The following is a 23,107-nucleotide window of genomic DNA, read 5'->3' as shown; positions in this document are numbered from 1 at the left end:
CTCCTATAAAGCCTGATCTTGAACTAATGCACCATTCAAGTACACCTGAATTCGTACATTCCCAACACCAGAAACTTTTTTCACAACACGATCTCCAGGTTTATTTGTACCATCATAGATAACAGCAGATCCCGTATCATCTTGAACCACAATGCGTAAAGATTGTTCTTTAGATCCAGATGGCACTGTTACGTCTACTGTACCATTAGTAGTGTTACTACCACTATTAGAGGAACTAGACTTTTCATCTTTAGACTTTGCTTCCTCTTTTAACGTAGTAGTTAAGTTAACCGCGCCACCGACATCAATTTTTTGTCCCGCTTTAACACTTTGTTCAGTAACCACAGATTTTTCATCCACGGAGCCAGCAATTTGGTTTACGGACAATTCTAAAGAATTCAATGCATCACGTGCATCTTTTAATGTCATACCTATAACATTAGGCATTTCTACTTTTTTAGCTACCAATTTATTAATAGTAATATCAATAGTTGTGCCTTTAGTCACCTTAGAATCACCAGACGGTGATTGAGAAATAATTACCGCATCTGGTTTATCTTGATTATTACCGGTTGAAATTTTACCGATTACAAGGCCTAGTTCTTTAAGTCGAGCTTTCGCTTGTTCTACTGTCATACCAGATAAATCAGGAACAGTAATATCACCAACCCCTTTACTTACTACAAGATGGATTGTACGTTGTTCTTTTACCTTTTCACCGGCAGATGGTGTTTGAGAAATAACTTGTCCTGCTGGAACATCTGGATTTGATACCTCACTAGTGGACACTCGTAAATGATTATCCTCTAGAATATTTTTAGCCACAGACACCTGTTTTCCAACTACATTCGGGACTTCTACAGTCGTATTGCTCCAGAAGTTCCCAAAGCTAAGGAATGCACCTAGGAATGCTACCACAAATATAACCGCAGCACCAAGAATAATATACTTTTGCGGAATTTTCGCAATAAATCCTAAAATTCCAGACTTTTTAGAGTTTTCTTCTTCTATGTCATTCTCAAATGGATTTGCATCCACCGTCGGAATCATTTGAGTGGCAAAATCATATGGCACTTGGCGACTAGATTTTCCCATGGTAAAACCTTGGGATAAACGCAAATCACTAATCATGTCACTAATACTACCAAAACGATCTTCAGGATTTTTTGACAGGGCTTTCACTACGACGGATTCAAGCATACTAGGAATACTTGGATTATAACGTGTAGGTGGAGTTAATTCCTCACGTACATGTTTTAACGCTACCGCAATTGGTGTTTCCCCTTCAAATGGAACACGACCTGTAAGCATTTCATAAAGAACAACACCTAAAGAGTAAATATCAGTATTTCCATCTACAGGTTTACCACTAGCTTGTTCGGGTGACAAATAATGTGCCGACCCCATAATAGAGTTTGTATACATTACGGTATTAGTTGCATTCATAGCACGTGCAATACCGAAATCAGCTACTTTCACACGACCATTCGAGGTAATCATCACATTATGAGGCTTAATATCACAATGAACAATCCCCATTGCATGGGCATGTTCAAGCCCTTCACCAATGGCAATAGCAATTTTAACAGCCTCATCGATGGCTAATTTTTTGTTACGAACGATGTATTCCTTTAAGGTCTCCCCTTCTACATATTCCATAACAATATAGTGCAAACCTTGGTCATAGCCTACATCATACATATTTACAATATTTGGATGATTTAATTTACCTGCAGCTTGAGCCTCACGTTTAAAACGTGTGACAAACTCATCATCATTCGCAAAGTTAGCATGTAAGATTTTAATGGCTACAGCACGTCCAAGTAAAGAATCTTGACCCTTGTAAACGTCAGCCATACCGCCCACGCCAATTTTATCTATAATTTTATATCGATTATCAAGGATAATATCCTTTAAGTTTTGTATAATACTCATCATATCACCGTTCCTAGATTAGATAGTGCCCACAATAATAGTTACATTATCACTAGCGCCCAGGTCATACACTCTGTTCATTAATGTATTAACAGCCGTATTATTATCAGAAGTCTCATTCAATACTTGTTCGATTTCATGATCATTTACATACCCGGTTAAACCATCGGTACATAATACAATACGGTCACCTGGTGCTACCTCTAATTGTCCACTATCAACGGCTAGGATAGAGTTGACACCAACTGCTCTAGTTAACAAATTACGCTTTGGATGAGTTAACATCTCCTCTTTTGTAATTTCTCCAGCGCTAAAGAGTTCTTGCACCATAGAATGGTCAGTTGTAATTTGTTGCAATATACCTTGTTTCATTACGTATAAACGACTATCGCCTACGCTAGCCCAATACAATATATTATCTTGTATCGCTACAACAACAGCCGTTGTCCCCATTCCAGTTAAAGATTTCTCTTCTTTTACTCGGTTAACAATGGATGCATTAGCTTGGCGAATTGCATCACATAATATTTGTTCATCAAAGAAGTTAGCTTTTTGCAAACTACGTTCGATTTCATCAACAGCATAGGTACTAGCGATTTCACCGCCTTTATAACCGCCCATGCCATCAGTAACAGCACACACAGGACCATCAATAAAGAACCGGTCCTCATTGCGTTGGCGTACCAAGCCAATCTTGCTCATGCCTATACTATTCATGATTCTCCTCTTTCTGTGCGTGCCCTGCTTTTAACTGACCACAAGCAGCTTGGATAGCATCGCCCATCTCTTTTCGTATCGTCACCGATACACCATAGGATTCAACAATTTCTTTGAAAGTAGCCATATGCTTGTTAGTTGGTTTATACAAGTCAATATGTTCATTCCCATTTACTGGAATAAGATTGATATGACAATTAGGGAATTCTTTACCGATTTTACCTAATTGATGTGCTTCATCTAGGGAAACGTTAACACCTTCAATCAAGATATATTCGAACGTCACTCGACGTTGCGTCTTGTCATAGTAAGCCTTTACCGCCGCCAATACCTCTGGAAGCGCATATTTTGACCCTATGGGCATAATACTGCGACGAGTTTCACTAGTCGTAGCATGTAAAGACAATGCCAAAGTAAATGGAATCCCTTCCTCTGCTAACCGGTAAATATTAGGTACCCATCCACAAGTAGATATAGTCATCTTGCGATAACTAATATTAAATGTTTCCTCATCATGCATCAATTTTAAAGCATCAACAACATTGTCATAATTTTGTAGTGGCTCACCAGCCCCCATGACAACGATGGAATGGATATCCTCATCAATAGCAGCGCCAAATAATACGACTTGAGCCACAATTTCATGAGCCTCTAAATCTCGATATAAACCGCCTTGTGTAGAAGCGCAGAATATGCACCCCATGGCACAGCCCACTTGTGAAGATACACAAACGGAATTACCGTAATGCTGCTGCATGAGCACTGCTTCAACACGGCTTGTGTCACTGAATTCTAGTAATAATTTACGCGTTTTCCCATCTGGAGATACAGATTCTGTAATCACCTTCGGCATAGAAATTATACAATTTTCTGTTAACCATGTACGAAGATTTTTAGGGAATTGCTCCATCTTATCAAAGTCAAATATATAGCGATGATAAATATAATCCATCAATTGTTTAGCTCTAAACTTTTGTATCTTATGAGTAACAAAAATCTCTTGCAACTCCGGCAAGGATTTTCCTAGTAATTCTATCATGTGTCTCCTTTAGACTCACTTGTTTTTACATAATCTAGCCATAAAGAACCCGTCCATATTATCTCTCGGTGGATATGTAGTAATCATAGGACCTTCATGAGGCACTGGAATATCATTGCCAATGCTATCTAATGTAAATTCTTGGTGAGTAGCCAAAAATTTATTGACTACGTCTTCATTTTCTAATGTATTGAGTGTACATGTGGAATACACCACTGTACCACCGTCCTTCACCATTTGGCTGGCACGGTTTAATATTTGTAATTGCAATGCTGGTAATTCTTTCAGTGTTGAAAGTTCCTTACGCCAGCGCATATCTAGTTTCTTTTGTAAAATACCAAGACCAGAACAAGGTGCATCGATCAATACACGATCAAATGTCCCCGCCCATTCCTTTGGCAATTGTGTCGCATCTTGTAATGTAGTTTCTATGATAGTGGCACCAAGGCGTTCGGCATTGGCCTCCATCAATTCTATCTTATGGTCATGAATATCACATGATACGATAGTACCTTGATTATTCATCAACGCAGCCATATGCATGGATTTACCACCTGGCGCCGCACAACAATCAAGGATGCGTTCATTCGCCTGTGGATTCACCACATGAGCCACGAGCATAGATGCTTTATCCATAAAGGTAATGGCGCCATTCATGACAAGGTCAGATTTTTCAAGACTGCCTACATGCTTATCAATGTACAACACCTCTGGCATTGTGGCATCTTGTTCTACAATCCACCCTGCGTCAGTTAATTGATAAATACAATCATCATAGGAGATTTTTAATGTATTGATACGTGCTGTAAGACGAGGTTGTTCATTAAACCAAGCACATAGCTCCTCTGTCTTATCAAGCCCCATCTCATTCGCCCAATGTTCAATAAGCCATAATGGTTGATTATAAATAAAGGAAATGCGTTCTTCCTCACTACGACTAAGTTCATCAATGGATATATTTCCATCATCACGTAATAGATTTCGTAAAATGGCATTCACAAAACCAGATAACCCACGGGTTAGTTTCTTTGCCAACTTTACGCTTTCATTAACGGCCGCACTTTCAGGTACCTTGTCCATATATAGGATTTGATAAATCCCTAACCGTAAAATTTCCACCACTAAGGAAGATAATTTATTTAGGGGGCGTTTGGCAAAATGGACAATGATCGCATCTAAATAGTTTTTACGACGTACTACGCCATATACAAGTTCTGTAAAGAAACGACGATCCAAATCACTCATATTGTATTGATTAATATATTGTTGCAATACAATATTCGCATAACCACCTTTACGGTTGATATCCGCTAATGCCTTAACAGCATATAATCTAATATTTTGTTTTTGTGGATTTCCGTTAGTTTCGCTCATGACTATCCTTATCTACTAATAATTCCACAACTTCTCTCACACGATCAGCATCTACTGTCGTATTACAGCATGGCCCATTGGGTCTTGCGTTCAAGACCCCTATCACAGGAATTGGGAATACATCAGCCATACCACTTGCCAAATCTCGTTCACACGCGATAGCTACAATTGCTTTAGGTCGTGCTTCCTTAACCTTTAGTCTAGCCAGGGTGCCGCCTGTAGCAACGAGAAATTTACAGCCATAATCCTTTGTGATTTGCAGCAAATCGCCAACCTTACACCGACCACATTGTTTGCAATTATATACATCACCAGTAACCTTATGAACACAAGAGCTCTCTTGTAGGCAATGTGGTGTTAATAACAAAATACGGTCTGCTGGTACTTTGTACAAATTTAATGTCACCAAATGATTAATTAAATCAATCATGGATTGACGTAATCGGTCCTTAGTAACACCGCCAAATTTGCCTAGCAGCAGGGAAATTGGGAATAGTGAATAAATGACACGATTACTAATGCGTAAAATAATAGGATGAATACGCAACCAACCTTTTGTAGCTATGCCAAGCATAGCCCATAGAAACCAACCAATGCCAATGATGAAGGCTAGAAAAATTTCTACTGTCACCGCCAAAGTATAGCTTAACTGATGTAATCCAGGCCATAATACATACATGAGCACTACCACCAGTACAGTAAGTAATGCAAATGTGAGTCCTGATAAGCCTAAATATAACGGATACGTTTCATATTCTTTCTCTTTATTCACCAAATGTCATACCTACTTTCAATTGATGACCTCGAGAGAAGTCGCCTGCACTCATACGCTTTTTGTTATCTGGTTGTACTTCTTTCAATCGCAATATACCATCTTTTGTTGCTACATCAATAGAGTCTGCTGTTATAGCAACGATTGTACCTGGTTGTACAGAACTAGATTCCTCTAGTGATTCTGCCATCCAAAGTTTCAATCGTTTTCCATTAATGAAAGTAAAACATCCAGGTGCAGGATTTAAGGCCTTGATTTTATTCGCTACTTCAAAAGCTGGACTATTCCAATCAATGAGTCCCATGTCCTTTGTAATTTTGCTCGTATGAGATGCCTTAATATCATCCTGTGGTATAGCAATAATCTCTCCAGCTACCCAACGTTCTAATACAGGATTGATAGTCGCACCGCCCAATGTAGCAATACGCTCAAAGAGTTCTCCCGTAGTTTCATTCGGTAATATCTCTATAGTTTCAACATCGATAATATCGCCTGTATCAAGACCGTCATCCATATGCATAATAGTGACCCCAGTTTTAGTATCACCATTTAAAATAGCATAATGAATTGGTGCAGCCCCACGATACTTAGGCAAAATAGAAGCATGTACATTAATACAGCCATATTTAGGTAAACGAATGAGCCAAGGTGGTAAAATTTTACCGTATGCAATAACAATAATTACATCTGGTTCTAAGGCACGTAATTCGGCCTCTACTTCTTCTGATTTCAGTGTTACAGGTTGGTACACCGGTAAATCATGTGCCAAGGCTGCCACTTTTACGGCAGGCATTTGCACTTGTTTTCCACGACCCTTTTCTTTATCTGGCTGACAATAGACCCCAACAATGTTGTGCCCTGCTTGTACTAATGCCTCAAGGGTTGGTACGGAAAAATCTGGTGTACCCATAAATACTACGCGTAATGGAGTCATTATTTCGCCCCTTCTGTTTGTGGTTCAATGCGTTGTAAATTATCTGCTTTTTCAATAAATAAATGACCATCTAGATGATCAATCTCATGCTGTAGAATACGTGCTAGGAAGCCTTCAGCTTTGATAGTTACCTTTTTATTGTGTTTATCGATAGCCTTCACAGTGATTTTATCAAAACGCTCTACATCACCATAATAACCAGGAACACTGAGGCAACCTTCTAACCCAATTTGAGAGCCTTCTTTATGAGTAATTTCAGGATTGATAAGCTCTAATAAACCATTACCATCATCTAATACAATAATACGTTGAGATACACCTATTTGTGGTGCCGCAAGGCCTACACCATCTGTTTTATACATTGTTTCGGCCATATCTTCAATGAGTGTTCTCATTTTTTTATTTACAAATTCTACAGGTTCTGCTACCTGTTTTAATACAGGATGTCCTGCTTTCATAATATCTAAAACTGCCATTCGTCCTCCATTATTTGTTATATTGGATCTACATCAATTAATAATCCCTCTTGTGTAAAAATCCAAGATTGGGCGATGTATTTCTTAACTGAATCTAATTTAGGTCCACGAATCATAATAGCTAAATAAAACATATCTCGTTTACGTTTAATACCTGTTTCGTAGGGACCATTTATTTCTATATCTTCAGAATCCTTATGTGCCTCTAAATCCGTCACAATGTGGTTCGCAATCCCCTCAAGAGTATTGATGTTTTCATGACGCACCAACATACGAATCATTTCACGAAATGGCGGATATCCAAGTATTTCACGATTCTGAATTTCCTCATTATAAAAGCCAATGTAATCATGAGCTTTACTCTTTATTATAGCATAATTTAACGGATTATATGTTTGTATTACGGCACAGCCTAATTTTTCACCACGCCCAGCTCGTCCAGCCGTTTGTGTGAGCAAATCGAAGGTCCGTTCTGCCGCCGAATATAATGGAATATTTAGTACGGAATCGGCCGTTAAAATCCCAACAGCAGTAACATTTTCAAAGTCATGACCTTTCGATACCATCTGAGTCCCCAATAAAATATCATATCGACCAATGCGGAATTGTTCGAGAATTTCCTCACCATTACCTTTTTGTTTTGTCACATCTTGATCAAGACGGGCAATACGGGCCTGTGGAAATTGTCTACGCAATTCTTCCTCCACCTTCTGTGTGCCAGAGCCAAAGAATTTTATTTTTTTACTCCCACAGTGTGGGCATATATTAGGAACTGGTTCATGATGCTCGCAATAATGGCAACGTAATTCTTCGCCGGATTGATGATACACCATAGACACATCACAATGAGGACATTGTATGGGTTTACCACATTCACGGCACATTACAAATGTACTATAGCCACGTCGGTTTAATAGCATAATCATCTGATTGTGATTTTGTAATGTAGTATCAATGAGGTTCACCATATCATCGGAAAATACGGAGTAGTTGCCCCGTAACATTTCTTCCTTCATATCCACAATTTGCACTTGTGGCATTGGTTGCTCAAACACGCGATTAGGCAAGGATAGCAAGGTGTATTCCTTATGTTGGGCCTTGTAAAAGGATGTCACCGCTGGCGTAGCCGATCCTAATACAACAGGGCAACCATGAGATTGACCACGCCACAACGCCACTTGTTTCGCATGGTATCGAATCATATCCTCTTGTTTATAGGAATTATCATGCTCTTCATCGAGAACGATGAGACCAATATGTTCAGCCGGTGCAAATACAGCCGAACGAGCGCCAATGATAATATGGCTATCTTTACGACGCAATCGTTCCCAGTTATTATAACGCTCATTAATAGTCAATTTACTATGGAATACTACCACTTCATCACCAAAGGTTTCCACAAATCGACGTACAATTTGATCCGTCAAAATAATTTCAGGCACCAAAATAATAGCCGTTTTATCATCAGCGATGCAGCGAGCAGCTGCCTTTAAATATAATTGTGTTTTACCACTACCCGTAACACCATGTAACAAAAACGTTTCTTGTGTATTCGCATCCATGGCCGCCCTAATCGGTTCATAGGCTACTTGTTGTTCATCTGTCAGGGTAATATCCCCTTCATTACTAAGCAAACTAGTAAATCTTGTCTTTGTTTCTTTAAAACGTTCTTCCGACCTAATATATTCAGCCGCTGCCACTTGTTTTATAACAGGCAAAGAGAATCCTTTCGCCTTTAACAAGGACAATGGCGCGCCTTCAACATCGAGCAAGTACTCAGCCAATTCTCGTTGTTTTTTCTTGCGAGTGCTAAATTGCTCAACAGTGAATCCTGGTTGCGTAACGAGCCACACTTCCTTAGGTGCTTCGTAGGATTTCAATGTTTTATTAATGGTAAATAATCGTAATGCATCGCCATAAGAGCACAAATAATATTGGCTCAATTGTTTAGCTGTATTCATCATCTCCGTAGTAAACCACGGTTCTTGATCTAGCACTTGGATAATAGACTTTACCGTATAGGACAATGGCTCAGCTTCTTCGTGATAACCAATCAAAATACCTTCTTCACGACTGCCACCGAGAGGAACAAGAACGCGTGTACCAGGTGCAATGGTACCAAATTTCTCTGGTACGGCATAGCTAAATGGTTTATGCAATTGTTTAGCGGGACGATTGATAATAATATCTGCTACCTTCATTCTTCTCCTCCTATCCTAATAGTTTATTATACCATGAATGCTATATTTCAACTATTTTATTCGATATAATATTCTACTGCGATCTCATCGAATTAACTACTTACTTTTGCTTAGTAAAATCAATATGTAATAGAATTTTATCAATGATAACGCACAAAAAACGCCTCTTAGAGTTTAGCTTTCATTATGAAAGTAAATCCCAAAAGGCGCCTTAGTATTTAATTATAAACCTGCTTCTTGACGAAGAACGTCTGCTTTGTCAGTGCGTTCCCAAGGAAGGTCCACATCTGTACGGCCGAAGTGACCATAGGCAGCGGTTTTTTTATAACGAGGTTTTAATAAATCAAGCATTTCAATAATACCTGCGGGACGCAAGTCGAAATGTTTGTTTACTAATTCTTGGATTTTTTCTTCCGCTACTTTTGCAGTACCAAATGTTTCCACTAATACGGATACTGGACGTGCAACACCGATAGCGTAAGCGATTTGGATTTCACATTTATCAGCCAAACCTGCAGCAACAATATTTTTTGCAACATAACGTGCAGCATAGGCAGCAGAACGGTCAACTTTGGAAGGATCCTTACCAGAGAAAGCACCGCCACCATGACGAGCCATACCGCCGTAAGTATCAACAATGATTTTACGGCCAGTCAAACCAGCATCACAATGAGGGCCACCGATTACGAAACGACCAGTTGGATTGATGAAGTATTTTGTATCCGCATCTACCAATTCAGCTGGAACCGCTGCATCAATAACATATTTTTTCAAATCTGCTTCGATTTGTTCATGTGTTACTTCAGGGCTATGTTGTGTAGAAATAACGATAGTATCAATACGTTTAGGTACACCATCAACATATTCTACTGTTACTTGTGTTTTACCATCTGGACGAAGGTATGTTAATGTTTCATCTTTACGAACTTCGGATAAACGACGGGACAAACGATGTGCCAAAGAAATTGGTGTAGGCATCAATTCAGGTGTTTCGTTTGTAGCATAACCGAACATCATACCTTGGTCACCAGCACCGATTTTATCATTTTTATCGGAATCGCCAGATTTCACTTCTAAGGAGTCATCAACGCCCATAGCAATATCAGCAGATTGTTCGTCGATGGATACTAGAATACCACAAGTATCACAGTCAAAACCATATTTCGCACGAGTATAACCAATTTCACGAACTGTATCACGTACAATGCGTGGAATATCTACATAAATTTTAGTAGATATTTCACCTACCACGTGTACCATACCTGTAGTAACCAAAGTTTCACAAGCAACACGTGCTGTAGGATCTTTTTCTATTATTGCATCCAAGACAGCATCAGAAATTTGATCCGCAATTTTATCTGGATGACCTTCAGTCACAGATTCAGATGTAAAAAACATATGTTTTTCAGCCATTTTATCCTCCTAAACGAAAAAAAGCCCCTCGCAAAAACTCACGAGAGACATCCCATCTATCGGCTACGCCATAGGAATTAGCACCTTTTCCACTCGGAATGGTTGCTGTAGCTTCACAGGGCCTGTCCCTCCACTACTCTTGATGAGTCAATACACATATTATAGTGTATTTTTTTCGATATATCAATAGGAGTGGCTTCTTTTCTATTATGATATTTTTTTCTACTGATACACTCATTACGTCATAATACTATGTCTTGATATTCTTGATATGCTATAGTTTGAAAAAAGATTGGCAAAGAAGCTCTAAAAGAAGCTCTATTTGTTTTTATCTAATTTATGACGTTTAACTTCATCCATAATTTCTAAATCGTGTTCGGCTTTATGCAATGCACTCGCACATGTGCGCCACAAATAATGTCGACCTAGAACTTTTTGATACTCTAAACGATACATTTGACGACGAATTTCATAGTTTACATCACTAAGCAGTACTTCTACTTTACGCTCTTTCAAATTTTTAATGATATCAAGTAACATACTGAGGCCAGTCAAATCAACAAAAGGTACCTCTGCAAATCGAATGATAAGAAATGTTGGATCCTTATGAATAGAATTTAATGCCCCGTCAAAGGCACTAACAGCACCAAAAAATAATGGACCTTCAATAGTATATACCATAATTTCAGTATGAATTTCTTTCTCCAATTCGATTTCTTTCATCAATTCATCATTTTTAACCTCATGAATATCAATGCTTCCTATCATTCGTCTCATAAAGAATAAAATGGACAACATTACACCTAGGTTAACGGCAATAACAAGATCAGTAAAAATAGTCAATAAAAATGTGATTAATAAGATTCCCACATCCACTCGTGGTGCTAAACGCACAATATGACTGAAGCGTTTTACATCACTCATATTATACGATACGAGAAATAAAATAGCTGCCATAGAAGATAAGGGTATATACACTGCATAAGGTGCCAACAATAACAAAATAATAAGCAACACTATAGCATGTACAATACCTGCTACAGGACTATCCCCCCCACTACGTATATTGGTAGCAGTTCTTGCGATAGCTCCTGTTGCAGCAATGCCCCCTAATAGTGGTGCTACAATATTAGCAAGGCCTTGACCTAATAACTCCGTATTCGAATCATGTTTTTTCCCACTCATACCATCTGCAACAACTGCTGACAGCAAAGATTCTATGGCTCCTAGCATGGCAATAGTAAAAGCCGGACCTATAAGAACCGCAATTTTATCCCATGTTACTACGGGTATAGTAAAACTTGGTAAACCTTGAGGAATACCACCAAAAGCGCTACCTATAGTGGCTACACCTTCAAATTGATATATAAATTGCAATATTGTTGCTATTATCATTGCTACAATTGGTGCAGGGAATACTTTTATATAAGGAATTTTAGGTACAATTAACAATAAAATTAAACTCAATACTGCAATACCCAACGTCGGTATATGTGACAGGGGAATCTCCTGAAGCATATACCATAATTTTTCATGAAAATCATGAATGCCTATAGGTGGGGCAAAACCGAAGAAATAGGGCCACTGCCCAACAAATATAGTTATCCCAATGCCCGCTGTAAAACCAGTAATAACTGGGGTTGGAATAAATCGAATGACATCACCTAGCTTTGCTAAACTCATTAAAGCAAGCATAATCCCACCCATAATGGTAGCTATCTGCAAACCGTCTAAACCATATTGAGCAACGATACCGCTCAACAAGACAACAAAAGCCCCTGTAGGTCCCGCAATCTGCACTTGGGATCCACCACAAATAGAAACGATAATCCCTGCAACAATAGCTGTATAGATACCGGCCTGTGGCGTTACACCACTAGCTATAGCAAATGCCATGGCTAGTGGCAATGCTACTACACCTACCACAAGACCAGCTATAGTATTTTTCACGAGAGATTTGCTTTTAAAGGCTCCTGATAAATAAGCCCTTTGAATCGCAAACATAAATCCTCCTTCGTAATTAGCAAAAAATATAAGGTAAACTCTAAAAGTTTACCTTATTTAATAGTAAAAGATTTTGTATGAGAATGCAAATTAGATATTTTCGAAGTACATAACCAGATGCTTATATAAAATTACTTAATTTGCATTATGCTTATTTGGATTGTATCAATGTTGCTAATTCTTCAACAATAGCCTTTGCCATTTCTTGTTTAGACATATTAGGAATTTCTTTAGCATCTTGATTAGGGAATAGGAAATAACCTTCATTAGTATCTACATTGAACCCTGCTGTAGATTTACTCACGTCATTAGCTACAAGCATATCTAGGTTTTTCTTATGCACTTTACCCATGCCATATTCCACAACACGTTCTGTTTCAGCTGCAAAACCAATTAATACTTGATGAGATTTCTTTTGACCTAACCCGTATAAAATATCAGGATTTTTTACAAGCTCAAGAGTCATTGTTTCCATCTTCTTAATTTTCTGATTCGCCATATTTACGACTCTAAAATCAGCTACAGCAGCGGCCATAACAACTGCGTCAGCAGAATCAAAACGACTGTCCACCGCTTGTTGCATAGAACGAGCAGAGTCAACAAGAACAAAGTCTACACCGTCTGGTACCTTTAAATTTGTGGGAGCACTCACTAGTATAACATGAGCCCCAGCACGTACCGCTTGTTCTGCAATAGCATAACCCATTTTACCACTAGATCGATTACCAATATATCGAACTGGATCAATATTTTCTTGCGTACCACCAGCAGTAACGATAACAAGTTTTCCCGTTAATGATAGAGCAAAGCTAGAATCAACTGGTACATTAGAAATTAAAGAATTACCAGAATCTGCAGATACGGTTCCATTCGCATAGGAGACCATCGGTCTTCCTTCTGTAGAGCCTTCAAAATTTAAAGATGGTTCATATTGGAATTGTTCATTCAGCCATGATACGATTTCTTCTGGTTCAGGCAACCGTCCTACACCTACTACACCACAAGCAAGCCACCCGCTTCCTGGTTGCATAATATGATAGCCATCGTGTTTTAGAGTGTGTAAATTACGTTGCACAATAGGATTGTTGTACATTTCAGAGTTCATAGCGGGACAAAGAAATTTAGGATTTGGTGTAGCCATCACAGTAGTAGTTAACATATCATCAGCGATACCATTAGCAATCTTGCCAATTACATTCGCACTGGCAGGCGCTATAACATAAGCATCAGCCCAAGTTGCCAACGAAATATGCTCTACATTCCAGTCATGAACTTGCTCCCACATATCTAGAGCCACGGGATGGCCGCTAATTTCTCCAAATGTTAAGGGTGATGCAATATGTGTCGCATTTTTTGTCATAACCACTTTCACTTGAGCTCCAGCTTTACGCAAACGACTCACAAGTTCTATGGATTTATAGGCTGCAATTCCGGCGGATACACCAACAATAATGTGTTTCCCCATCAACAAGTGACTCATGGATATCTCCTTCGAGTGGATTATTTAATACCTTCTTTTGTACGTTTAAAGCCAATTTTATCTTCCGCAATTTCATAAAATGCTAAAGAAACAGGTTTTTCAGTTGGTCTTTCATCTGCAAGACAGGCATTACCATCAGTCAATTCACGAGCGCGTTTTGCTGCCAATGTTACCAATGTATATTTGCTATCTACATGCTCTTCTAATTTTTTTAAAGGTGGTTTTACCATCATAACTATCACTACTCCTTTGAATCCATGTATTGTTTATAGATATATTGAATTTTTTCTTTATTACGTCTAATTTTACATTCTTCAGCACGTAAAATAGATGCAACCTTTAGAGATGCCTCTTGTAAATCATCATTTACAACAATATAGTCATATCGATGAGCTAACGCCAGTTCTGAACACGCCAAAGATAATCGTTTATCAATAACCTCTTTAGCATCAGTACCACGATTATGTAAACGTGCAGATAATTCGGTGAGAGATGGTGGTACGATATAGATAAACACGGCATCACTAAAACGCTCTTTTACCTGCATCGCCCCTTGAATATCGATTTCTAGCAATACACTTTTACCATCATCTAATAAATCCATTACATGCTGTTTAGGCGTACCATAATAATTATCATACACTTTTGCATATTCAAGGAATGAATCTACTGCAAGAAGAGATTCAAATTCATCTTTAGAACGGAAAAAGTAATTTTTCCCTTCTACTTCACCTACACGTGGTTCCCTGGTTGTCATAGATACAGAATATACCAAATTTGGCATTTCTGCACGTAAATTTGAACAAATCGTACCTTTACCCGCCCCAGATGGCCCGGATAAGACGATTAATAAACCTCTGTCTGACATAGTAACTCCCATCAGTCTACAGACTCTTCCACTACTTCTTGTTGCACAATACGGTGTGCTACGGTTTCTGGTTGAATGGCTGAAAGTACAATCTGACCACTGTCCATAACAAGAACAGCACGAGTTTTACGCCCATAAGTAGCATCAATTAGGAGACTCTTATCACGAGCATCTTGCACCATACGTTTAATCGGTGCAGATTCGGGACTGATAATCGCCATAACACGTCCTGCCGATACCATATTGCCAAAACCTATATTAAGCAATTTAACACTCACTATATAGACTCCCTTCTATTCAATATTTTGCACTTGTTCACGTATTTTCTCAAGTTCACATTTGAGTTGTACTACATCATCAGTAATACCTACATCTGATGCTTTTGAACCCATTGTGTTTACCTCACGATTCATTTCCTGAATTAGAAAGTCTAATTTACGCCCCACTGGTTTTGAATCCTTTAGTGTATTTTCTAATTGTACCACATGAGACCTAAATCTTACAATCTCTTCTGTAATATCAGTCTTGTCGGAAAGAATAGCTACTTCCTGTAGAAAACGTTCTTCCGAAACATCCGCATGCAAATCCTCTAAATAGGATTTCATCTTCGTCAATAAGTAGTTACGATAGGCAGTAACTGCAACATCCTTTACATTATCAATACAATTTAACACTTGTAGCAATATTTCCAATCGACCAAGTAAATCTAGTTGTATATGCTGTCCCTCAACAATACGCATATCTGTCAAAGCATGTAAAGCCTTTGTAGTAGCTTCCGAGACCATCGCCTCTAACACTGATTGATCAACTACATCCTCTTGAAATTGTACCCAATCACCAGATATAGCCATAATCGCTTGTACTGGAATAGTATCAGTTTCCTTGTAAAAGCCCTCTCGGATGAGCATATCCTTGATTTGATCCTTTAACGTACTGTTAACGGTAAATTTCTTTTCCCGATTACCATTTTCTACAACAGTAACCATTACTTCTACCTTACCACGATGGAGAGTACTCTGAATCAGCTGCCTAATGATATGCTCCACTGGATTAATCACTTTAGGACTGCGAATGTTAATATCACAATATCTAGAATTTACTGTCTTAATTTCAACGGAACACTGTATTCCCGCTTGTTGGGATTCACCTCTGCCAAACCCTGTCATACTATTCATAAAATTAACCTCCTCGTATCCTACGAAGTCTCGTTACTTTTCATGTATTATTGTATCATGTTTTTCAACGCTAATCCCCCATAATCTATGTTATACTAGTACTAGTTATTATTTTTCATAATGAAAGAGGCAACACTTGAACTTAGATGGTCTTACCATGTCTGTATTAGCTGACGAACTCAAGTCAGCTATACAGGCAGGTCAAATACAAAAACTATATCAAATCGATAAAACAACCTTATTATTCAAAATTCATACATCTAGAGATAATTTTGATTTAATCATTACTGTTGGTGCATCACCAGCCTTATACCTATCAGCACCACTTCAAGACTTACCCAAGGAACCTAGTTCTCTATGTATGTTCCTTAGAAAACATATTGAAGGCAGTCGAATTACCTCTATTGATCAAATCAACGGTGACCGTATTTTCTGTATCAGCATCGATAAATTAGAAATGAATGGCTCCATTACAACTACAAAAATTTATGTTGAATTAATGGGGAAATATTCTAACTGTATCTTTGTACAAGATGGCGTAATTCTAGAATCCCTCATTCACGTATCGCCATTGATGAGTCGTGAACGTTCCATCGGTCCCAAGATTCCCTATGAATTACCGCCTAATACACAGCGGGTGAGCTTACTTGATTTTTCTGAATCAGAACTACTTGACTTATTACGCACCTTCCATCAAGGTAATGTAGAAAATTCCATACGTAATATTTTTAATGGCTTTGGGAAACCATTATTACAAGAATTGCTAACACGTGCCCAACTAGATGGAAAAGTGGAATTTGATGAACTTTCACCAGAGAAGATTCAAATATTAGCACATGTATTACACATGGTATCTACGGAGTTAAAAGATGCCCATGGAATAATGGAATATCATAACTCCAATAATAAGCTAGTACACAGTCCTATACAGTTATCCACGGGAACATTGGAAAAGACCTATGAAACGATTTCCGCAGCCATCGCTCAATCCGTCAAATCCGATGGTGCCATCCATACAGCCGATCGTGAACTAGAAAAAATCATTACCAATGCCATTAAAAAAGAGGAATTGCGTCACAGCAAAATCCAAAAGGAATTGGATGATACGGATAAAATGGACACCTACAAATTATACGGTGATTTATTGATGATCAATGGCCACCTACAGGTGCAATATGAATCCAGCATTGATTTGCCTAATCTATTAGATGAGTCTGGAAATACCGATATGATGTTAACGATCCCGTTGAATCCACAACTCAACATTATCGAAAATGGACAGGCCTATTATAAACTCTACACGAAACTCAAAAATCGTATGATTAGTGGTCGCTACCAATTAGATAGCAGTACCACTAAATTAATGTACTACAAATCCATTCTATACAGCTTGTCCCTAGCCACTACTCGTGAAAGCCTAGAGGAAATACGTAGTGAGTGTATGGATGCAGGTATCATCAAAAAATCTAAAAAGCCTCTATCCTATAAACTGAGCAAAACAAATTACATACATTTCAATGTACCTGGTGGCGAAGTATTTATCGGTCGAAACAACCAACAAAATGAATACCTCACTCACCGATTTGCAAAGCCCAATGATCTCTGGTTCCATACACAGGATATCCAAGGTTCCCACGTTATATTACGTGCTTCTAATCCTGATGACGATATGATTTCTCGCGTGGCTCAATACGCTGCCTATTATAGTCGTGGTCGTGATTCGAGCAAGGTTCCTGTAGACTATACGTATATCAAATCCATCAAGAAGCCTCCTGCTTCACCTTTAGGATTTGTTATTTTCAACACACACCAAACAATGATTGTGGAACCTAAAAAACCTGAATATATAAAAGAATAATGAAACTATACACTTAATTCTAATAAACTTTTGGCCCATACTTGTTGGTATGGGCCATTGTCATTTCATAGTATTATCAAAAAAATAAAATAAAAATCTCGTCCAAACTACACTAAAGGTAGAAAGACGAGATTTTATTATACATATTATATGCCTTTGCCTACTAAAAAGAGTGCTCAATTTATCTAGACATATACCTACATATTATTCAGAACGGTTAGATTGTTTCAAGCTTTCACGATTTTGACGTAGGCTTTCCAATGTTTTCTCTAAATTATTCTCAACATATTTCAATACATCACCAGCATATTGAATAGAACTAGCTTTTAATTCTTCAGAGGATTGATTAGCATTAGTAATAATTTGATTAGCATGTTCTTGAGCTTGTTTTACTAATTCACTTTCTTCTGTTAATTTAGCGATATATTCCTTAGCTTGAGCAATTAAAGTATCTGCTTGACGTTGTGCATCAGCTAAAATTTTATCTTTATCAGCCACAATACGACGTGACTCATCTAGTTCCAAAGGTAGAGATTCTTGAATGGAATCAACAATACGCATAATTTCATCTTCTTCTACCATGCGTTTTGTAGTCATAGGAATACGATTGCTCGCTTCAATAAGGGTTTCCAAATCTTCTAATAATTTTTCTGTTTTCATGGTTTTCTCCTATTAATCTCTACACTATTTTCCAGAACTAAATCGTTCTTCCAGTTTAGTTTTTACTTCATCTGGAACAAGACCATCTAATTTTCCACCAAATTTTGCAAGCTCACGAATACCCGTAGAGCTAACAAAGGAATATTTATTATTTGTCATAATAAATACGGTTTCAATATCATCATCTAAATACTTTGAGAATAAAGCACGTTGAAATTCATATTCAAAGTCACTTAATGCACGTAAACCACGAATAATAATACGGCTATCTTTAGATTTAACATAATCATTAAGTAACTCACTGGTACAATCAATCTCTACATTAGGAATATGACTGACTGAGTTTTTTATCAGTTGAACACGTTCCTCCATAGTAAACAAAGAATGCTTATTCGGGTTAGAACTTACAGCAATAACAAGTTTATCAACGAGTTTACTACCACGTTCAAATATATCAATATGACCATTTGTTACAGGATCAAAACTTCCAGGGCAAACACCAATACGCAATAGCCTAACTCCTTTCACTCGAGTTACGAACGCAATAAGAAACTAGCGTATATCCAAATTTTTGTTCTTTAATACAGGCCCATCCCTCAGGTAATACCAAGGCTTCGTCCTTATAACGTTCTAATAGCAAGACGCCTTCTGGTGCTAAAAAATCACCGTCAATGACAAATTTAATAGTCGCCTCGATAAAGCCTTTTTGATAGGGTGGATCCGAAAAAATATAATCGAATTGCTGCCCTTCTAGTCGATGGGCTACTTGAGTTAATGTATTTGAAAATATAGTTATTTTATCCGCTACGTGACAGTGCTCAGCATTTTCTTTAATCAACTTTGCTGTTGCTTTATCCATGGCCACTGCGTGACTAGCACCACGACTCAAGCTTTCAATAGCCAATGCCCCAGTACCAGAAAATAAATCTAACACTCGTTTTTGTACAAGGCCTCTATGAGCTAGTACATTAAACACACTTTCACGGACGCGATCTAGAGTTGGTCGTGTATCCATACCCTTTGGTGCTTTTATTGTATGCCCTTTGGCCGTACCTGCAATTATTCTCATACAATCCTCTCAAGATTATACTCATTAATTATATTATATAACAACATAAATTGAAAGTATCTATTTACTAATGAGATTCAACTTTACTATTTCGATTCATTAATTCGTGAAGTGCAACGGATGGAGCTTTCTCTTCATACAACACTTGATATAAAGCCTGTGTAATTGGCATATCTATATTATGCTGAGTAGCCATTTTGTAAATGATGGAGACTGCAAAGAATCCTTCTACCACCATATAAGTATGATTTATAATATAATCCATACTTTCACCAGCTGCTAATTTTTCACCAGCTGCACGATTTCGACTATGAGGGCTCATGCAAGTAGCAATTAAATCCCCCATACCAGCGAGACCTGCATAGGTATCCTTATTGGCCCCTAAAGCAATACCAAAACGTGTCATCTCATGAAGACCACGTGTTAACAACAAGGCCTTACAATTATCGCCTAATTTAAGGCCATCACATATGCCCGCCGCTAAAGCAATCACATTTTTCGTGGCTGCCGCAAGCTCAATACCAATCAAATCATCATTAGTATAAATTCTAAAATCACTAGTATGTAATGCTTGTTGCACTATTTCAGCAATGTCTAGACTAGCTGCAGCAACAGAAGATGCGGCTGGTAAACCTCGTCCCACCTCTTCAGCATGGTTTGGTCCAGATAATACGGCAATATGACAGCCGGATCCTTCTAATTCCTCTGTCATCACAGTGGTTAACAATTTACCAGTTTCACGTTCTACACCTTTGGAGGCAAGTACAAAAATCATGCCTTCTTTCATAAAGGGGCGTAATGTAGCCAATGTTGAGCGTACATATACAGAAGGTGTTACCATCAAAACGATATTCGCATCAGTCATAACAAACTGTAAATCAGAGCTCGTTTGTAAGGTTAATGGAATTTCTACACCCGGCAAATACCTCGTATTTTCGTGATTATGTTGAATCGCCTCAGCCATCTCTGGTGTTCGACAATAAAGAATCGTTTCATTACCAGCCATTACAGATTTGAGTGCTAATGCAGTGCCCCAACTGCCTGAGCCAATGACAGCGACCTTCATATTATTCATCACCTTTCACACGCTCTACCTTCAATTCCTTGCCTGCAAGCAAACGTTTAATATTGTCCTTATGACGCCCAATAACGAATGCGGCTGCTAGGAAACCAAAACCTATGAACCACCAGGATTCACCAGTAAGATACATTAAAATAGGTACTAATGTTGCACCAGCAATAGATCCTAAGGAGACTAATTTTGTAAAGTACACAATAACGCCCCATACAGCAAAACAAATAGCTGCTACCAATGGGGATAATGCAATAAGTACCCCTAGACCAGTAGCCACGCCACGACCACCTTTAAATCCTAGGAAAATTGGCCAATTATGTCCAATCATAGCTAATATACCGCCTAAAATCATATGCGCTGGTCCATAACTAGCTAGCAGATAGACACCGACAGCACCTTTAAAAGCATCAAAGAAAAATACTGGCAGTGCCGCTTTGAGCCCTAATACACGATAGGTATTAGTGGCACCAATATTTTTACTACCGAACTCACGAACATCGGTATTAAAGAATAATTTACCGATAATCAATCCACTAGGGATAGAGCCTAAAAGATAGGCTAATACGCATTTAGCAATAAATAGCATATCCATTATTCTTCATCATCCCTTTTCTTGCCACGTAAAATTAAACGAATTGGTGTACCTTCAAAGCCAAAGGATTCACGCAATCTATTTTCAAGGAAACGCATGTAAGAAAAATGAATTAATTCTGGTTCATTTACGAACAGAATAAATGTAGGTGGTTTAACACTAGCTTGTGTCATGTAGTAAATCTTAGGTGTACGGCCATTTCTTGACGGAACTGGATTAACCATTTGAGCATCATTAAGCAATTGATTTAATGTTCCTGTAGATACACGACGATATTGTTGTTCAGATACGAATTTCAACATATCAGCTAAGCGATGAATTCGTTGTTTTGTTAATGCAGATGCAAACAAAATCGGAGCATATTGTAAGAACCCAAGTTCATCATAAATGTCTTCTGTATAGCGAATCGTCGTTTTATCATCTTTTTCTACAAGATCCCATTTATTCACAACAATGATAATACCTTTGCCAGCTTCATGGGCATAACCAGCGATTTTTTTATCTTGCTCAGTGACACCATCCACGCCATCAAGAACGAGAATTACGATATCAGAACGGTCCACAGAGCGTAAAGAACGAACAATGCTATATCGTTCAACAGCTTCTTCGATTTTCGCCTTGCGACGCATCCCCGCAGTATCGATAAGAATAAATTTTTGGCCATCATGTGTCCAATGTGTATCAATGGAGTCACGTGTAGTACCAGCCACATCACTAACTATTACACGATTTTGCCCCAATAAGGCATTCGTTAAAGAAGATTTACCTACATTAGGTCGACCAATTAAGGCTACATGGATGGTATCTTCCTCATCCTTACTTGTTCCCACTGGTGGAAAATGTTTAACAGCATCATCAAGTAAATCACCTAAATTCATTAAATTCTTTGCAGATATACCGATTGGATCACCAAGGCCTAAGTTATAGAATTCATAAATATTTGCTTCTTGGTTAACACTGTCAATTTTATTAACCACAAGAATTACTGGTTTACCGCTAGTTCTAAGAATATTAGCAACTTCTTCATCAGCAGGTACAATACCTTGTTTACCATCTACAACAAACAAAATAACGTCTGCTTCTTCGATAGCAAGTTCTGCTTGAAGACGCATCATTTTGGGGATAACATGACTGTTTTCATTAACAAATTCAATCCCACCTGTATCAATCATGGTAAACTCACGATTAAGCCACTCTGCATCAAAATAGATGCGGTCACGTGTTACACCAGGAATATCCTCTACAATAGATATACGTTTATTTACAATGGCGTTAAATAATGTGGATTTACCAACATTTGGACGGCCTACAACGGCCACTAATGGTTTTGCCATAGTTTCACCTCTCCATACTATATATAATCATCACTCTATTTTATCACACTATCGCTATTGCACGCAAAAAGGCTGTTGTGTTATTTCTAACACAACAGCCTTTATATACATCTTATTAGATAAGATCTATA

At 38.1% G+C, this 23,107-nt stretch carries 22 protein-coding genes and 1 riboswitch; of the genes, 1 reads left to right on the top strand and 21 read right to left on the bottom strand.

Features of this window, described 5'->3' with window-relative positions; genetic code table 11:
- Window positions 1–3: 3 nt before the first annotated feature.
- From pknB to RVY80_RS06235, 15 genes are all read right to left on the bottom strand, one after another.
- A complete protein-coding gene (pknB, locus tag RVY80_RS06305; protein ID WP_317329978.1) occupies window positions 4–1,938 on the bottom strand; it encodes a Stk1 family PASTA domain-containing Ser/Thr kinase in 1,935 nt (644 codons plus the stop codon).
- A gap of 15 nt (window positions 1,939–1,953) precedes the next feature.
- Window positions 1,954–2,655 carry a Stp1/IreP family PP2C-type Ser/Thr phosphatase gene (locus RVY80_RS06300; RefSeq protein WP_310746014.1) on the bottom strand — a complete coding sequence of 234 codons (702 nt, stop codon included), beginning with the start codon at window positions 2,653–2,655 and terminating at the stop codon, window positions 1,954–1,956.
- Window positions 2,645–3,691 (bottom strand): dual-specificity RNA methyltransferase RlmN, encoded by a 1,047-nt coding sequence (rlmN, locus tag RVY80_RS06295; protein WP_317329977.1) that lies wholly within the window; start codon window positions 3,689–3,691, stop codon window positions 2,645–2,647. Before rlmN ends, RVY80_RS06300 begins: the two co-directional genes overlap by 11 nt.
- 15 nt (window positions 3,692–3,706) lie before the next feature.
- The gene (gene rsmB, locus RVY80_RS06290) at window positions 3,707–5,065 is read right to left on the bottom strand and encodes a 16S rRNA (cytosine(967)-C(5))-methyltransferase RsmB (RefSeq protein ID WP_317329975.1); all 1,359 of its coding nucleotides are present in this window, start codon (window positions 5,063–5,065) and stop codon (window positions 3,707–3,709) included.
- Window positions 5,052–5,840 (bottom strand): DUF116 domain-containing protein, encoded by a 789-nt coding sequence (locus RVY80_RS06285; protein ID WP_317329973.1) that lies wholly within the window; start codon window positions 5,838–5,840, stop codon window positions 5,052–5,054. Before RVY80_RS06285 ends, rsmB begins: the two co-directional genes overlap by 14 nt.
- Window positions 5,830–6,771, bottom strand: a complete 942-nt coding sequence (gene fmt / locus RVY80_RS06280; RefSeq protein WP_317329972.1) for a methionyl-tRNA formyltransferase — start codon at window positions 6,769–6,771, stop codon at window positions 5,830–5,832. The genes RVY80_RS06285 and fmt overlap by 11 nt, the downstream gene beginning before the upstream one ends.
- Window positions 6,771–7,247, bottom strand: a complete 477-nt coding sequence (def, locus tag RVY80_RS06275) for a peptide deformylase (protein ID WP_295188003.1) — start codon at window positions 7,245–7,247, stop codon at window positions 6,771–6,773. The genes fmt and def overlap by 1 nt, the downstream gene beginning before the upstream one ends.
- A 17-nt stretch (window positions 7,248–7,264) precedes the next feature.
- Window positions 7,265–9,448: a replication restart helicase PriA gene (gene priA, locus RVY80_RS06270; protein ID WP_317329971.1), complete on the bottom strand. Its 2,184-nt coding sequence runs from the start codon at window positions 9,446–9,448 to the stop codon at window positions 7,265–7,267.
- A gap of 222 nt (window positions 9,449–9,670) precedes the next feature.
- Window positions 9,671–10,861 (bottom strand): methionine adenosyltransferase, encoded by a 1,191-nt coding sequence (gene metK, locus RVY80_RS06265; protein ID WP_317329970.1) that lies wholly within the window; start codon window positions 10,859–10,861, stop codon window positions 9,671–9,673.
- 49 nt (window positions 10,862–10,910) lie between these two features.
- Window positions 10,911–11,010: riboswitch (SAM riboswitch) on the bottom strand.
- 169 nt (window positions 11,011–11,179) lie between these two features.
- Entirely contained in the window at window positions 11,180–12,865 is a 1,686-nt protein-coding gene (locus RVY80_RS06260) for a SulP family inorganic anion transporter (RefSeq protein WP_317329969.1), read from the bottom strand.
- A 151-nt stretch (window positions 12,866–13,016) separates the two neighbouring features.
- Window positions 13,017–14,333: a bifunctional phosphopantothenoylcysteine decarboxylase/phosphopantothenate--cysteine ligase CoaBC gene (coaBC, locus tag RVY80_RS06255; RefSeq protein ID WP_317330003.1), complete on the bottom strand. Its 1,317-nt coding sequence runs from the start codon at window positions 14,331–14,333 to the stop codon at window positions 13,017–13,019.
- A gap of 32 nt (window positions 14,334–14,365) precedes the next feature.
- Window positions 14,366–14,578 (bottom strand): DNA-directed RNA polymerase subunit omega, encoded by a 213-nt coding sequence (gene rpoZ, locus RVY80_RS06250; RefSeq protein WP_295187996.1) that lies wholly within the window; start codon window positions 14,576–14,578, stop codon window positions 14,366–14,368.
- A gap of 8 nt (window positions 14,579–14,586) precedes the next feature.
- Entirely contained in the window at window positions 14,587–15,213 is a 627-nt protein-coding gene (gene gmk / locus RVY80_RS06245; RefSeq protein WP_295187994.1) for a guanylate kinase, read from the bottom strand.
- Between the two features lie 11 nt (window positions 15,214–15,224).
- On the bottom strand, window positions 15,225–15,491 hold the full coding sequence (gene remA / locus RVY80_RS06240) for an extracellular matrix/biofilm regulator RemA (RefSeq protein ID WP_295187992.1): 267 nt from the start codon (window positions 15,489–15,491) through the stop codon (window positions 15,225–15,227).
- Between the two features lie 15 nt (window positions 15,492–15,506).
- Window positions 15,507–16,388, bottom strand: a complete 882-nt coding sequence (locus RVY80_RS06235) for a YicC/YloC family endoribonuclease (RefSeq protein ID WP_317329968.1) — start codon at window positions 16,386–16,388, stop codon at window positions 15,507–15,509.
- A 136-nt stretch (window positions 16,389–16,524) separates the two neighbouring features.
- On the opposite strand from RVY80_RS06235, the gene RVY80_RS06230 reads away from it, so the two are divergent.
- Window positions 16,525–18,246, top strand: coding sequence for an Rqc2 family fibronectin-binding protein (locus tag RVY80_RS06230; RefSeq protein WP_295187988.1), 1,722 nt, complete (start codon window positions 16,525–16,527; stop codon window positions 18,244–18,246).
- A 204-nt stretch (window positions 18,247–18,450) separates the two neighbouring features.
- Here RVY80_RS06230 and RVY80_RS06225 read toward each other — a convergent pair whose 3' ends face one another.
- From RVY80_RS06225 to der, 6 genes are all read right to left on the bottom strand, one after another.
- Window positions 18,451–18,906, bottom strand: a complete 456-nt coding sequence (locus tag RVY80_RS06225) for an ATPase (protein ID WP_295187986.1) — start codon at window positions 18,904–18,906, stop codon at window positions 18,451–18,453.
- Between the two features lie 24 nt (window positions 18,907–18,930).
- Window positions 18,931–19,416, bottom strand: coding sequence for a pantetheine-phosphate adenylyltransferase (coaD, locus tag RVY80_RS06220; RefSeq protein WP_317329967.1), 486 nt, complete (start codon window positions 19,414–19,416; stop codon window positions 18,931–18,933).
- Window positions 19,417–19,420: 4 nt separating this feature from the next.
- A complete protein-coding gene (rsmD, locus tag RVY80_RS06215; RefSeq protein WP_317329966.1) occupies window positions 19,421–19,975 on the bottom strand; it encodes a 16S rRNA (guanine(966)-N(2))-methyltransferase RsmD in 555 nt (184 codons plus the stop codon).
- A gap of 67 nt (window positions 19,976–20,042) precedes the next feature.
- The gene (locus RVY80_RS06210) at window positions 20,043–21,041 is read right to left on the bottom strand and encodes an NAD(P)H-dependent glycerol-3-phosphate dehydrogenase (protein WP_295187980.1); all 999 of its coding nucleotides are present in this window, start codon (window positions 21,039–21,041) and stop codon (window positions 20,043–20,045) included.
- A gap of 1 nt (window position 21,042) precedes the next feature.
- Window positions 21,043–21,642: a glycerol-3-phosphate 1-O-acyltransferase PlsY gene (gene plsY, locus RVY80_RS06205; protein ID WP_295187978.1), complete on the bottom strand. Its 600-nt coding sequence runs from the start codon at window positions 21,640–21,642 to the stop codon at window positions 21,043–21,045.
- Window positions 21,642–22,976: a ribosome biogenesis GTPase Der gene (gene der, locus RVY80_RS06200; protein WP_295187976.1), complete on the bottom strand. Its 1,335-nt coding sequence runs from the start codon at window positions 22,974–22,976 to the stop codon at window positions 21,642–21,644. The genes plsY and der overlap by 1 nt, the downstream gene beginning before the upstream one ends.
- Window positions 22,977–23,107 lie beyond the last annotated feature (131 nt).

The organism is Veillonella absiana (genome assembly GCF_032970865.1).
Lineage (GTDB): Bacteria > Bacillota > Negativicutes > Veillonellales > Veillonellaceae > Veillonella > Veillonella absiana.
The sequence above is the reverse complement of the archived record's forward strand: the minus strand, read 5'-3'. Positions and strand labels throughout refer to the sequence as shown.